Origin of the sequence: Streptomyces sp. NPDC048479 (genome assembly GCF_040651435.1) — a bacterium.
GTDB lineage: Bacteria > Actinomycetota > Actinomycetes > Streptomycetales > Streptomycetaceae > Streptomyces.
Window position 1 is genome coordinate 1 of record NZ_JBEZKA010000033.1, and the last position, 13541, is coordinate 13541.

The following is a 13541-nucleotide window of genomic DNA, read 5'->3' on the forward strand; positions in this document are numbered from 1 at the left end:
CTCCGTGCGGTGAAGAATTCGACACCTCCACCACACACGGAGGCCTTCGCCATGATCAAGACCCGTGCGTGTCAACAACGCTCGTGATCAATACACTTAGGGCGTGCTCTAGGCGTCGGGGGCCGCGACGAGCTTGCCGCCCGCCACCTTGACCGGGACCTCGGGGAGCGGCACGGTCGCCGGGCCGCGGACCGCCTTTCCGGTAGTGACGTCGAAGCGGCTGCCGTGGCAGGGGCAGTTACCCTCGGTGCCCTCGAGCTTTTCGAGGACGCAGCCCGCGTGCGTGCACTGTGCGCTGAAGGCCTTGTACTGGCCCTTGGCCGGGCAGCTGACGACGAGGCGCTGCTCGCGGTAGAGCTTGGCGCCGCCGACCGGGACGGCGTCGGCCGAGCCGAGGTCGACGGGCGCGGTCGGCGTGGGGTTCTCGGCGTGACCGAGCTTCGATTCGGTGGAGCAGGCGGCGACTCCCAGCCCGGCGGCCCCGGCGAGGGCGGCGCCTTTCAGCACGGTGCGGCGGGCGGTGGGCTGGCCGGACATGGAATCTCCACTGATCAGGGCATTGGACGGACGGGGACGTCGCGATCGGGGTGTCGCGGACGCGTGTCGGTGACAGACCCGACGATACCGGCGGAGAACGGCGGCCCTTCGTGCGGGCCACCTGTTACGTCCTGGGGCGATGGGTTACGTTCTGGGCCGTGATCGTCGTCGCCGGAGAGTCCTTGATCGACCTGGTCCCGCAGGGGGGCGGCGAGCCGTTGCCGATGCTGCTGCCGCGGCTCGGCGGCGGTCCGTACAACACGGCTGTCGCCCTGGGACGGCTCGGCGCACCGGTCACCTTCTGCTCGCGTGTCTCGACGGACGGATTCGGCGAGGCGCTGCTGGCCGGGCTGCATTCGGCGGGTGTCGGCACGTCGCTGGTACAGCGCGGCCCCGAGCCGACGACGCTCGCGGTCGCGGCCATAGGCGCGGACGGCTCCGCCGGGTACGGCTTCTACGCGCAGGGCAGCGCGGACCGGCTCTTCGAGCTGCCGCCGCCGCTGCCGGATTCAGTACGGGCCCTGGCGCTCGGAACCTGCTCGCTGGTGCTGGAGCCGGGCGCGACCGCGTACGAGGCGCTGCTGCGGCGGGAGGCGGGGCGCGGGGTCTTCACCTTGCTCGACCCGAACATCAGGGGCGGTCTGATCCCTGACGCGGACGCCTATCGGGCGCGGTTCGCCGGGTGGCTGCCGTATGTGTCGCTGCTGAAACTCTCGGAGGATGACGCGGAGTGGCTCGGCGGCGTGCCCGAGGGGCCTGCGGCGGTGGTGCTGACGCGGGGTGCGGCGGGGATGACGGTACGGACGCGGGGCGGGTTGGAGGTCTCGGTTCCGGCCACGCCGGTGTCGGTCGCCGACACGATCGGAGCGGGCGACACGGTGAACGCGGCGCTGCTGCACAGCCTCGCGGCCCGGGACGCCCTGTCGGCGGATGCGTCAGCCGTGCTGGACGCGCTGGACGCGGACGGCTGGCGTGACGTGCTGCGCTTCGCGGCACGGGCGGCGGCGGTGACATGCTCCCGCACGGGTGCGGAGCCGCCGTACGCGTCGGAGCTGGACGACTGACGGCGGCGGGAGAAGCCGGGGCCGTCCGGGAGCCACAGCCGGTTCGTCCTCAAGCGCGGGACGGACTGGAAAATCCAGCCCGTCCCGCGCTTGAGGACGACGGTGACCGGCGTCAGGCCTTGCGGGCCCGGCTGGTCCGCGCCGTCGCCGTCTTCTTCGCCGGAGCCGCCTTCGCGGCGACCGCGTTCTTCGCCGCAGCGGTCTTCTTGGCCGCCGTCTTGTTCACCGCTGTCTTGTTCACCGCTGTCTTGTTCACCGCTGTCTTGTTCACCGACGTCTTGTTTACGGACGTCTCGTTCACCGACGCCTTCTTCGTCGGCGCCTTCTTCGTGGCCCTGCGGGGCGCGGGCACCACCGCGTCGCTGATCCGGTCGGCGTCCAGGATGTCCCGCAGGAACTTGCCGGTGTGGCTGGTCGGGACTCCTGCGACCTGTTCCGGACTGCCTTCGGCGATGACCAGGCCGCCGCCGTTGCCGCCTTCCGGGCCCATGTCGACGACCCAGTCGGCGGTCTTGATGACATCCAGATTGTGCTCGATGACGATGACCGTGTTGCCCTTGTCGACCAGCCCGGACAGCACGTGGATCAGCTTGCTGATGTCCTCGAAGTGGAGACCGGTCGTCGGCTCGTCCAAGACGTAGACCGTACTGCCGGTGGAGCGCTTCTGGAGCTCCGACGCCAGCTTCACCCGCTGCGCCTCACCGCCCGAGAGCGTCGGCGCCGACTGGCCCAGCCGGACATAGCCGAGGCCCACCTCGTTGAGCGTCCGCAGATGGCGGGAGATCGTCGGCACGGCCTCGAAGAACTCCAGCGCCTCCTCGATCGGCATGTCCAGCACCTCGGCGATGGACTTGCCCTTGTAGTGGACCTCCAGGGTCTCCCGGTTGTAGCGCGCTCCGTGGCAGACCTCGCACGGGACATACACATCCGGCAGGAAGTTCATCTCGATCTTGATGGTGCCGTCGCCGGAGCAGTTCTCACAGCGGCCGCCCTTGACGTTGAAGGAGAACCGGCCGGGGAGGTAGCCCCGGACCTTGGCCTCCATCGTCTCCGCGAAGAGCTTGCGGACATGGTCGAAGACACCGGTGTACGTCGCCGGGTTGGACCGGGGCGTACGGCCGATGGGCGACTGGTCGACGTGCACCACCTTGTCGACGAGGTCGTCGCCGTCGACACGGGTGTGGCGTCCCGGCACCGACTTGGCGCCGTTCAGCTCGCGGGCCAGGTGGGTGTAGAGGATGTCGTTGACCAGCGTCGACTTGCCGGATCCTGAGACGCCGGTGACGGCCGTCAGCACCCCGAGCGGGAAGGAGACGTCGATGTCGCGCAGATTGTTCTCACGGGCGCCGTGGACGGTGAGCCGGCGTCCCGGGTCCACCGGCCGGCGGATGTCCGGCGTCGGGATGGACCGCTTCCCGGACAGATACTGACCGGTGATCGAACCCTTGTTGGTCAGCAGCTCCTTCAGCGAGCCGGAGTGCACGACCTTGCCGCCGTGCTCACCGGCGCCCGGTCCGATGTCGACGACCCAGTCGGCCACCTTGATGGTGTCCTCGTCGTGCTCGACGACGATGAGCGTATTGCCCATGTCGCGCAGCCTGACCAGGGTCTCGATGAGCCGGTGGTTGTCGCGCTGGTGCAGGCCGATGGACGGCTCGTCCAGGACGTAGAGCACGCCGACCAGGCCGGAGCCGATCTGGGTGGCGAGCCGGATGCGCTGTGCCTCGCCGCCGGAGAGGGTGCCGGCCGCGCGGTTCAGCGAGAGGTAGTCGAGGCCGACGTCGACCAGGAACTTCAGCCGTTCGTTGACCTCCTTGAGCACCCGCTCGGCGATCTTCTTGTCGCGGGCGTTCAGCTTCAGCTCGCCGAGGAAGTCCGCGCACTCGCTGATCGACATCGCGGCGATGTCGGCGATGGACTTCTCCATCACCGTGACCGCGAGGACGATCGGCTTCAGCCGGGTGCCCTGACAGGTCGGGCAGGGCACCTCGCGCATATAGCCCTCGAAGCGCTCCCTGCTGGAGTCGCTCTCGGCTTCGCTGTGCCGCCGCTTGACGAACTGCACGGCCCCTTCGAAGGCGGGGGTGGTGTAGGCGCGCTCTCGTCCGTATCTGTTGCGGTAGCGGACCTCGACCTGGGTCTTGTGCCCGTACAGCAGGGCCTTCTTGGCGCGCTGCGGCAGTCCGGCCCAGGGCATGTCGGTGGAGAAGCCGAGTGCCTGGGCGAGGCCGCCGATCAGCCGCCCGAAGTACTCCTTGGTGTGGCCGTGCGACCAGGGGTGGATCGCCCCTTCGTCGAGGGACCTCTCCTCGTCCGGGACGATCAGCTCGGGGTCGACCTCCATGCGGGTGCCGATGCCGGTGCAGTCGGGGCAGGCGCCGAAGGGCGAGTTGAAGGAGAAGGAGCGGGGCTCCAGCTCCTCGAAGGAGAGATCGTCGTACGGGCAGTAGAGGTGCTCGGAGTACATCCGCTCACGCTCGGGGTCGTCCTCGGCGAGGTCGACGAAGTCGAGCACGACCATGCCGCCGGAGAGGCCGAGCGCGGTCTCGACCGAGTCGGTCAGTCGGCGCTTGGCGCTGTCCTTGACAGTGAGGCGGTCGACGACCACCTCAATGGTGTGCTTCTCCTGCTTCTTCAATGTGGGCGGCTCGGAGAGCTGAATGGTCTGCCCGTCGACCCGCGCCCGGCTGTACCCCTTGGTCTGCAGATCGGCGAAGAGGTCGACGAACTCTCCCTTGCGCTCGCGCACCAGCGGCGAGAGCACCTGGAAGCGGCTGCCCTCGGGCAGCTCGAGGACCCTGTCCACGATGGCCTGCGGCGACTGGCGCGTGATGGGCCGGCCGCACTCAGGGCAGTGCGGCTTGCCGATACGGGCGAACAACAGCCGGAGGTAGTCGTAGACCTCGGTGATGGTGCCGACCGTCGAGCGCGGGTTGCGCGAGGTCGACTTCTGGTCGATGGAGACGGCCGGGGAGAGGCCCTCGATGAAGTCGACGTCCGGCTTGTCCATCTGTCCGAGGAACTGCCGGGCGTATGAGGAGAGCGACTCTACGTACCGGCGCTGCCCCTCGGCGAAGATCGTGTCGAACGCGAGGGACGACTTGCCCGACCCCGAGAGCCCGGTGAAGACGATGAGAGAGTCACGCGGGAGGTCAAGCGAGACGTTCTTGAGATTGTGCTCGCGAGCGCCACGAACGATGAGACGGTCGGCCACGCCGGTGCGCACCTTTCTTGAGATAAGCGGGGGCACAGCCCCCGTCCCAGACTAGGGGGGCCGCCGGATCGATTGAATCCAAGCTGTGAATCGGCTGCTGTCATCCAGGATGCCGGATACCTCTGACGAGCCTATAGCACGCGCATTCGAATTACGGCTGCGCTCTGCCACCTTCACCCGATCGTGTGGCGCGACTATCGTCAGCCCCATGATCGATCCACTGCGCGACCTGGCCTCTGTACGTGAAGCGACCGACCGGCTCCTCAGCGCAGCCGCCGGACTGGACGACGTCGGCACCGCGGAACCGTCGCAGCTTCCGGGCTGGAGCCGCGGTCATGTCCTGGCCCATCTCTCCCGTAACGCCGACGCACTCGTAAATGTTCTCGAGGGCCGCCCGATGTATGTGAGCGCCGAGGCGCGCGAGGCCGACATCGAGCGGGACGCCCCCCGCACCCTGGCAGCCCAGCTCGCAGATGTGCGTGACACCGCCGCCCGCTTCCAGGCCGTGGGCGCCGACCCCGCCGACTGGACCCGCACCGTCGAGCTCCGCAACGGTGTGACGGATGTCGCGGCCCGCGTCCCGTTCCGCCGTCTCATCGAGGTCGAGCTGCACCATGTGGATCTGGGCATCGGCTACGCGCTGGATGACCTGCCGGAGGAGTTCACCGCGCGGGAGATCGCCTTCCTCGCGCAGCGTTTCTCCGGCCGCGCGGACGTCCCGCCGACCCGGATCGTCGCGGACACCGGCGAGTGGCAGACCGGCGGTGAGGACGGCGCCCCGGTCACGGTCTCCGGGGCCGCCCCCACGCTGCTCGGCTGGCTCGCCGGCCGTCGCGACGGAGCGGACCTGGACACCGCGGGAGCCCCGCTTCCCGCACTGCCCCCGCTATAGGCTTGGCCCATGACGTACAGCGGAGTGGTGAAGGTCGGCGGCCGAGCTGATGTGCACGAGTTGACGGACCTGATGATCTCCAAGGTCGCGGTCGGCCCGATGGACAACAACTCCTATCTGCTGCGCTGCCGGACCACCGGCGAACAGCTGCTGATCGACGCGGCCAACGAGCCCGAGACCCTGCTCCATCTGATCGGTGACGACTCCATTGCGTCCGTGGTCACCACCCACCGCCACGGCGACCACTGGCAGGCACTGGCCGAGGTCGTCAGGGCAACCGGCGCACGCACCTTCGCCGGCCGTTACGACGCCGAGGGCATTCCTGTCCCGACCGACGTACCGGTCGAGGACGGAGACACGATCCGCGTCGGCCGCGTCGAGCTGACCGCCCGCCATCTCGTGGGCCACACCCCGGGCTCCATCGCCCTGGTCTACGACGACCCGCACGGCCCGCCGCACGTCTTCACCGGCGACTGCCTCTTCCCCGGTGGGGTCGGCAACACCTGGAAGGACCCCGAGGCCTTCGCGAGCCTGATCAACGGCGTCGAGACGAAGCTCTTCGACCAACTCCCGGACGAGACCTGGGTCTACCCGGGCCACGGCAAGGACACGACGCTCGGCGACGAGCGGCCGCATCTGCCGGAGTGGCGCAAGCGCGGCTGGTAGCCGGGCAGATCACGTCCGCAGCGGGCTGCCTTCGGGTATCTCCACCCAACGGCGCGGCGGTCCGTCACCCATAGCCCCGCCATAGCCCCGCCATGTCGGCGGCGTACGCGAGCGTATGGGCGTCCCACATCTCCGTGGACTTGTCCCAGTCCCAGAAGCGGTACAGCCAGTGGGAGTCGGGAGACTCCTCGTACGCGTCAGGACCCCACCTCCTCGTGGTGCACCTCGACGCCATCGCGGGAGAGCGTGCCGAAGGTGCCGCCCTTCTTCGGCTACAGCGACAACACCAATCTGCCGGCCCGGCTGTGGAACACCGGGGTCGTCGGCTACCACGGCGCGAGCGTGATGTGCGAGCTGGGACGGCCGGGAGCGATGGCTCCGCAACCGGAGGAGTCGCTGCGCGCCGCGCTGTTCACCACGGGCCCCTACGAGCTGCCGCCTGCCGAGCGGTTCCGTGACGTGGACCGCGACTGGGCCGATCCGGCAACGTTCGCGGCGGAGCCGGAAACCCGGCCGGGCGGCGGCTGGAGCTGGTACGGGCCGCAGCGGGCGGTGGAGGGCTGGAGCTGGGCGGGAATCTGGAAGTTCTCTCCTGGCTGCTGATGGCGGATCGCGAGATCCGGGCCGGTTCTCTCCGCGTACGACGGCTGTGTGGTGTTCCTCGAGACGTCCCAGGAACTGCCGTGTGCCACGGAGGTGTTCCGCATAATGCGGAACATGGGCGAGCGCGGACTGCTGCGGCGTTTCCCCGCGCTCCTGATGGGACGCCCCAAGACATGGTCGACCGGACAGCCCAACGACCAGGCCTCGGCGGCACGTTACGCCAGTGAGCAGCGGGAGGCCGTCCAGCGCGCGCTGGCGACGTACGCCCCGGAGACCATGGCGATCTTCGACGTCGGCCTCGGGCACACCCGACCCTCAGCTGGTCATCCCGTACGGCGGATCGGTCCGCGTCGACGGTCCGGCCCGCCGGATCACCGTGACAGCGCGCTTTCACGTAGGCCCGTCAGGCCTCGACGCTGTCCTTCCGAGTCTCCTCCTCGGCCGCTTCCCGCTCGGCCTTCTTCCTGGAGGCGACCAGGCTGGTGATCGTGGTGATGACCAGCACGCCGCAGATGACCGTGAGCGAGAGGGGGATCGAGATCTCCGGGACATGCACGCCGCTCTCATGCAGGGCGTGGAGGACCAGCTTGACGCCGATGAAGCCGAGGATGACCGACAGGCCGTAGCTGAGATGGACCAGCTTCCTGAGCAGTCCGCCGATGAGGAAGTACAGCTGCCGCAGCCCCATGAGGGCGAAGGCGTTGGCGGTGAAGACGATGTACGGGTCCTGGGTCAGGCCGAAGATCGCGGGGATGGAGTCCAGCGCGAAGAGCACATCGGTGGTGCCGATGGCGAGCATGACCACCATCAGCGGGGTCATGACGCGCTTGCCGTTGTTCCGGATGAAGAGCTTGGTGCCGTGGTACCTGTCGGCAACGCCGAAGCGGTTTTCGATGGACTTGAGGAGCCGGTTCTCCTCGAACTCGTCCTCCTCCTCGTCGGAGCGCGCCTCCTGGATGAGCTTCCAGGCGGTGTAGATCAGGAACGCGCCGAAGATGTAGAAGACCCAGGAGAAGCTGGCGATCATCGCGGCGCCGGCGGCGATGAATATCGCGCGCAGGACGAGAGCGATCAGCACGCCTACGAGCAGCACCCGCTGTTGGAGGTGGGACGGCACCGAGAACTTCGCCATGATCAGGACGAAGACGAAGAGGTTGTCGACACTGAGCGACTTCTCGGTGATGAAGCCTGCAAAGAACTCGCCCGACGCCTGGCTTTCGCCGAATACCAGCAGGCCGAGCCCGAAGAGCGCGGCGAGGACGATCCAGACGACGGTCCAGATTCCGGCTTCCTTGATCGACACGTCATGGGGCTTGCGCCCGATGAAGAAGTCGATGGCGATCAGAGCGCTCAGACCAAGAATGGTGAGCACCCAAAGGGTCCATGAAACGTCCACTGCGCCTCCGGCGTCGTACGGCTACTGATCAGCGTCGTCGCTGCCGGAGGTCTCCTCCACCCGAGCGGACCGCTGCCGCACCACGGGCCGACGCCCCGGGACCGATGCCGGTCCGTACTGACGGGAACGCCGCGAGTCGGGAGTACTCCCCTCCGCGCAAAGAAGAGTACAGGAAAAACCAAAGGTAGGTAAAGGAGTTGGTAAAGCGGACGTCAAGTGCGCAGGTCAGCGACGCCAGGAGCGACGGGCTTCGGTCACCTGATCCAGTACCTGCCGCAGCACCCCGCTGCCCGGCGGCACCATCAGCGGCTGGTAGGTCCAGGCGTGCCCGACCCAGGGATCGGCCAGATGGTCGTCGGGGACCGGCGTGATGCGCAGCAGCGAGCGCCAGAGCGGATCGAGCACCGGGCCGTACGCGCTCGCGTCCTCGCGGTCCGCGACCATCAGCAGATGGACGCCGACTGCCGGGCCCTCGTCGGCGAGGTAGCGCAGCTGGGTGACCGCGCGGTCGTCGAAGCCGTGCGGGAAGTCATTGACGATCAGCAGCTGCTCCGCGGTGTCCAGATCGGGCGGGAGCGAGTCGGCCGCGCCGCCGCGCACCGCCATCGTCACCAGGTCCACGCGCTGGGTGAGCTTGGCGAGTACGGCACTCACGCCCTGGGCGCCGGCCGCCGGCGGCCCGGCGAGGGCTCCGGAGTCGACCAGCGGGGCGAGCGAGGCAGCCGCCGTGCCCGCCGGGTCGATGACATGGACCGTGAACTCGCCCGGCGGATAGACCGCGAGCAGACGGGCTGCGTGCGCTACCGCGGAGTCCAGGGCGAGCTTGCGCAGCTGCGCCTCGTCCAGCACCATCGCGGCCTCAGAGCCGGAGCGACCGCTGTCCACCCACAGCCCGCGCTCCAGCGGCAGCCGTACCAGGAACGGAATGCGCAGGTCCGGGCTCTCGGGCAGATGGAGATCGCCGACACGCAGCGCCATCGGGATCTCCATGGGGACGCGGTACGCGTGCCAGGTGGGGTTGTCCCAGCGCGCGAAGGCGGGCGGCAGGGCCGGCTCGACGACGTCGGACTCGGCGGCGAGCTGGGCCAGGTCCCGGTCGAGGACCTGGCGGGCCTGGTCTGTCAGCTGCTCGCACTTGGCGCGAGCCGCCTCGCGGGCGGCGTCACCCGCGCCGCCGATCCGGCTGCGCGGGTCGGACAGGACGGTGTCGAGCTCCTTGTCCATCCGGGACTCGGCGAAGTCGACGGCGCTGCGGTACGCGGCTGCGCTGCGGGCCAGATCCTCGAACATGCCCCAGATCTGGTTGTAGAGCCGCTCTTCCATGGACCAGCCGGTGGCGTCGCCCGCGACGGGCTGAACCGACTGACCCGGCTGGGCGGGCGGTGCGGCCGGGGGCGGCGGAGGTGCGGCGGACTGCCGACGCGGGTGCGCATAGTCGATGGGCCCGCCGGGGCCCGGCGCGGCGTCGGGCGTGGGCGTCTGCTGGGGGCCCGTGGGCCCGCCCGGTGCGCCGGGCTGCCGACCGGGACCGGAGGGGCCGTCGGGAACCGTCGCGTCCGGGCCGGGCGCGGGGCCCGGGTTCGGCCGCGGCATCGACGGCGTGGACGGCGTGGTGAACGCGCCGTCCACGCCGCGTGTACGCAGCTGCGCCGGTTCGGCCCGGGGTGTGCGTGGAGCCGCCGTCTGCTGGATGACTGTGGCTGTCTCGCGGGCCGTCGGCAACCCCTGGTCGGCCAGCAGCTCGGCGAGCCCGCCCGCGTATCCCTGGCCAACGGCCCGCACCTTCCAGGCGCCTTGGCGGCGGTACAGCTCAACCGCGACGAGCGCGGTCTCGGCGTCGAGGCCGGTGATGGTGAAGCTGGCCAGCTCGGCGCCGTCCCGGCCGGCGATCGCCACGAAGGGAGCCGCGGTGGCGCCGAAGTGGGCCGGGCCGCCGCTGCCTTCGGGGAGCGCGAGCAGCACGTTCACCTGATGCACCGCCTCTGGCACTGCCTCCAGGTCGATGGTGAACCGGGGTGCCTCGGTGGCCTGCGGGGACACCTCGACCCCGGGCAGTGTGGGCGCTCCGGGGTGCGCGATCCACTTGTCGCGTACCGTCCCCCGCTCGTCGGCGCAGGTGGTGCAGGCCACGACCGGATGGCCGGCGGACACCCGTATCTCCAGGCGGGCGTGGGGCAAGGGGTGGTTCTGCCCCCGGACCAGCTCGGCCGTCATCGCCTCTGTCCCCTCAGTGCTGTGCGGTGTTCGGTGGTGGTAATGGGTGCAGCTCCCGGCGGCCTGGTGCCTCCGGGAGCTGCGTCGTCCGTACGAGCCGTGCCTACAGGTGCGGCAGGATCGACGGCATGAGGTCCTGGAAGGTCCGGCCGTTGGCCGGGTTGCCGAGAGCCGTCATCTGCCAGCCGCCGCCCGCCCGGTGCACCTTCGCCATGATCTGCGCGGTGTACTGGCCGCCGCCGTCGAGCGTGTAGCGGGCGAGCTCCTGGCCGTTGGTCTCGTCGACGATACGGCAGAAGGCGTTCTGCACTTCCTGGAACGTCTGGCCGGTGAACGAGTTCACCGTGAAGACGATCTGGTCGATGTGGACCGGCACCCGCTGCAGGTCGACGAGGATCGCCTCGTCGTCGCCGCCCGAGCCCGCTCCGCCGACCAGGTTGTCGCCGGTGTGCTTGACCGAGCCGTCGTCGCTGACGAGGTGGCGGAAGAAGACCACGTCCACCGGCTGCTTGTCGGCGAACAGCACCGCCGAGGCGTCCAGGTCGATCTCCCGGGTGCGCGAGCCGAACAGACCGCGGCGCGGCGCCGCCTGCCAGCCGAGCCCCATCCTCACCGCAGTGAGGGTTCCCCCGTCGCTCTTCTGCAGGCTGATGGCCTGACCCTTGGTCATGTTGACCGTCACGCGCTGTCCCCTTCTCCGAATGACTGCCGCCCATATGTGCGGTTGTCCTGCACCCTACGCAGTGGCGCCGAACACACAGCACACTTGGCTCGTTTTTGTGTCGGTCTTGCAACACACAGGTGTGCGGGGCTCAGGCGAGTCCCGCCTCCTTCATCTGCCGCAGTTCCTTCTTCAACTCGCTCACCTCGTCACGCAACCGCGCGGCGACCTCGAACTGCAGGTCGGCTGCCGCGGCCCGCATCCGGTCGGTCATCTCCTCGATGATCCCTGCCAGTTCGGCCGCGGGACGGTCGGTGAGCACCTCGCCCTTCTTGCCGGCCTTGTTGCCGAGGGCCGGGACCGGGGCCTTTGCTCCCTTGCCGGGCTTGTCGGCCTTCGCCTGCCGGTAGCCGGTGCCGAGCAGCTCCTCGGTGTCGACCTCCTCGCGCGCGATGGTCGCGACGATGTCGTTGATCTTCTTCCGGAGCGGTTGCGGGTCGATACCGCGCTCGGTGTTGTACGCGATCTGCTTCTCCCGGCGGCGATTGGTCTCCTCGATGGCCTTCTCCATCGCCGCGGTGATCTTGTCCGCGTACATATGGACCTCACCGGAGACATTGCGCGCCGCGCGGCCGATGGTCTGGATCAGCGAGGTGCCGGAGCGCAGGAAGCCCTCCTTGTCGGCGTCGAGGATCGCCACCAGCGACACCTCGGGCAGGTCGAGCCCCTCACGCAGGAGGTTGATGCCGACCAGAACGTCGTACTCACCGGCGCGCAGTTCGCGCAGCAGCTCGACCCGGCGCAGGGTGTCGACATCGCTGTGCAGATACCGGACCTGGATGCCCAGTTCGAGGAAGTAGTCGGTGAGGTCCTCCGCCATCTTCTTGGTGAGCGTGGTGACCAGCACACGCTCGTCCTTCTCGGTGCGCTCGCGGATCTCGTGCACCAGGTCGTCGATCTGGCCCTCGGTGGGCTTGACGACGACCTGCGGGTCGACGAGGCCGGTGGGACGGATGATCTGCTCCACGAAGCCGTCGCCGCGCGAGAGCTCGTACTTGCCGGGAGTGGCGGAGAGGTAGACGGTCTGACCGACCCGCTTCTGGAACTCCTCCCACTTCAGCGGACGGTTGTCGAGCGCGGACGGCAGCCGGAAGCCGTGATCGACCAGGGTCCGCTTGCGGGAGGCGTCACCTTCGTACATCGCGCCGATCTGCGGAACGGTCACATGCGACTCGTCGATGACGAGCAGGAAGTCCTCGGGGAAGTAGTCGATGAGGGTGTTGGGCGCGGTGCCGGGGTCGCGGTCGTCGAAGTGCATCGAGTAGTTCTCGATGCCCGAGCAGGAGCCGATCTGGCGCAGCATCTCGATGTCGTAGGTGGTGCGCATCCGCAGCCGCTGGGACTCCAGCAGCTTGCCCTGCTTGTCCAGTTCGGCCAGGCGCTCCTCGAGCTCCTTCTCGATGCCGTTGATGGCCTTCTCCATGCGCTCAGGTCCCGCCACATAGTGGCTGGCCGGGAAGACGTACAGCGACTGGTCGTCGCTGATGATCTCGCCGGTGAGCGGGTGGAGGGTGGACAGCGCCTCGATCTCGTCGCCGAACATCTCGATGCGGACGGCGAGCTCCTCGTAGACCGGGAAGATCTCGATGGTGTCTCCGCGGACCCGGAAGGTGCCGCGCGCGAACGCGACGTCATTGCGCGTGTACTGAATGTCGACGAAGCGGCGCAGCAGCTGGTCGCGGTCGATCTCGTCGCCGACCTCGAGGGACACCATCCGGTCGACGTACTCCTGCGGGGTGCCGAGGCCGTAGATGCAGGAGACGGAGGCGACCACGATCACATCGCGCCGGGTGAGCAGGGAGTTCGTCGCGGAGTGGCGCAGCCGCTCGACCTCCTCGTTGATCGAGGAGTCCTTCTCGATGTAGGTGTCCGACTGCGGGACGTACGCCTCGGGCTGGTAGTAGTCGTAGTACGAGACGAAGTACTCGACGGCGTTGTTCGGCAGGAGCTCGCGGAACTCGTTCGCCAGCTGGGCGGCCAGGGTTTTGTTCGGCGCCATCACCAGCGTGGGGCGCTGAAGTTTCTCGATCATCCAGGCGGTCGTCGCCGACTTTCCGGTGCCGGTCGCGCCAAGCAGGACGACATCCTTCTCACCTGCGCGGATACGCCGCTCCAGGTCGGTGATGGCCGTCGGCTGATCGCCGCTCGGCTGGTAGGAGCTGACGACCTCGAAAGGCGCCACCGTACGTTCGATCTTGGAAACGGGCCGCATGGATCCACCGTACGACGCACCA

Annotated in this window: 10 protein-coding genes and 1 pseudogene; 4 read left to right on the forward strand and 7 right to left on the reverse strand. The window is 68.7% G+C overall.

Annotated features, from left to right (window positions below; genetic code table 11):
• Positions 1–108: 108 nt before the first annotated feature.
• Positions 109–537 (reverse strand): Rieske (2Fe-2S) protein, encoded by a 429-nt coding sequence (locus tag AB0D12_RS34420; protein WP_362691886.1) that lies wholly within the window; start codon positions 535–537, stop codon positions 109–111.
• A 158-nt stretch (positions 538–695) separates the two neighbouring features.
• Between AB0D12_RS34420 and AB0D12_RS34425 the strand changes: the two genes are divergently transcribed.
• Entirely contained in the window at positions 696–1601 is a 906-nt protein-coding gene (locus tag AB0D12_RS34425; protein ID WP_362691889.1) for a carbohydrate kinase, read from the forward strand.
• A 112-nt stretch (positions 1602–1713) separates the two neighbouring features.
• Here the strand turns inward: AB0D12_RS34425 and uvrA are convergent, their stop codons facing one another.
• A complete protein-coding gene (gene uvrA, locus AB0D12_RS34430; protein ID WP_362691892.1) occupies positions 1714–4815 on the reverse strand; it encodes an excinuclease ABC subunit UvrA in 3102 nt (1033 codons plus the stop codon).
• Between the two features lie 208 nt (positions 4816–5023).
• On the opposite strand from uvrA, the gene AB0D12_RS34435 reads away from it, so the two are divergent.
• Together AB0D12_RS34435 and AB0D12_RS34440 are read left to right on the forward strand one after the other, a co-directional pair.
• Positions 5024–5707, forward strand: coding sequence for a maleylpyruvate isomerase family mycothiol-dependent enzyme (locus tag AB0D12_RS34435; protein ID WP_362691895.1), 684 nt, complete (start codon positions 5024–5026; stop codon positions 5705–5707).
• A gap of 9 nt (positions 5708–5716) precedes the next feature.
• Entirely contained in the window at positions 5717–6373 is a 657-nt protein-coding gene (locus tag AB0D12_RS34440; protein WP_362691898.1) for an MBL fold metallo-hydrolase, read from the forward strand.
• A 64-nt stretch (positions 6374–6437) separates the two neighbouring features.
• On the opposite strand, the gene AB0D12_RS34445 is transcribed toward AB0D12_RS34440, so the two are convergent.
• Positions 6438–6608 carry a hypothetical protein gene (locus AB0D12_RS34445; RefSeq protein WP_362691901.1) on the reverse strand — a complete coding sequence of 57 codons (171 nt, stop codon included), beginning with the start codon at positions 6606–6608 and terminating at the stop codon, positions 6438–6440.
• 23 nt (positions 6609–6631) lie between these two features.
• Here AB0D12_RS34445 and AB0D12_RS34450 point away from each other — a divergent pair.
• A pseudogene (locus tag AB0D12_RS34450) lies at positions 6632–7358 on the forward strand (LD-carboxypeptidase); the annotation flags it as partial.
• 21 nt (positions 7359–7379) lie between these two features.
• Here the strand turns inward: AB0D12_RS34450 and AB0D12_RS34455 are convergent.
• The 4 genes from AB0D12_RS34455 to uvrB all read right to left on the reverse strand — a co-directional run bounded on the left by AB0D12_RS34455 (position 7380) and on the right by uvrB (position 13519).
• Entirely contained in the window at positions 7380–8372 is a 993-nt protein-coding gene (locus tag AB0D12_RS34455; protein WP_362691904.1) for a TerC family protein, read from the reverse strand.
• A gap of 225 nt (positions 8373–8597) precedes the next feature.
• Positions 8598–10586, reverse strand: coding sequence for a TerD family protein (locus AB0D12_RS34460; protein ID WP_362691907.1), 1989 nt, complete (start codon positions 10584–10586; stop codon positions 8598–8600).
• A gap of 103 nt (positions 10587–10689) precedes the next feature.
• On the reverse strand, positions 10690–11268 hold the full coding sequence (locus AB0D12_RS34465; RefSeq protein WP_026237542.1) for a TerD family protein: 579 nt from the start codon (positions 11266–11268) through the stop codon (positions 10690–10692).
• A 130-nt stretch (positions 11269–11398) separates the two neighbouring features.
• A complete protein-coding gene (gene uvrB, locus AB0D12_RS34470) occupies positions 11399–13519 on the reverse strand; it encodes an excinuclease ABC subunit UvrB (RefSeq protein ID WP_362691912.1) in 2121 nt (706 codons plus the stop codon).
• Positions 13520–13541 lie beyond the last annotated feature (22 nt).

Coding starts and splice junctions, on each gene's coding strand:
- AB0D12_RS34435 (WP_362691895.1), top strand. CDS start 5,024: ATGATCGATCCACTGCGCGACCTGGCCTCTGTACGTGAAGCGACCGAC.
- AB0D12_RS34445 (WP_362691901.1), bottom strand. CDS start 6,608: ATGGCGTCGAGGTGCACCACGAGGAGGTGGGGTCCTGACGCGTACGAG.
- uvrB (WP_362691912.1), bottom strand. CDS start 13,519: ATGCGGCCCGTTTCCAAGATCGAACGTACGGTGGCGCCTTTCGAGGTC.
- AB0D12_RS34460 (WP_362691907.1), bottom strand. CDS start 10,586: ATGACGGCCGAGCTGGTCCGGGGGCAGAACCACCCCTTGCCCCACGCC.
- AB0D12_RS34440 (WP_362691898.1), top strand. CDS start 5,717: ATGACGTACAGCGGAGTGGTGAAGGTCGGCGGCCGAGCTGATGTGCAC.
- AB0D12_RS34420 (WP_362691886.1), bottom strand. CDS start 537: ATGTCCGGCCAGCCCACCGCCCGCCGCACCGTGCTGAAAGGCGCCGCC.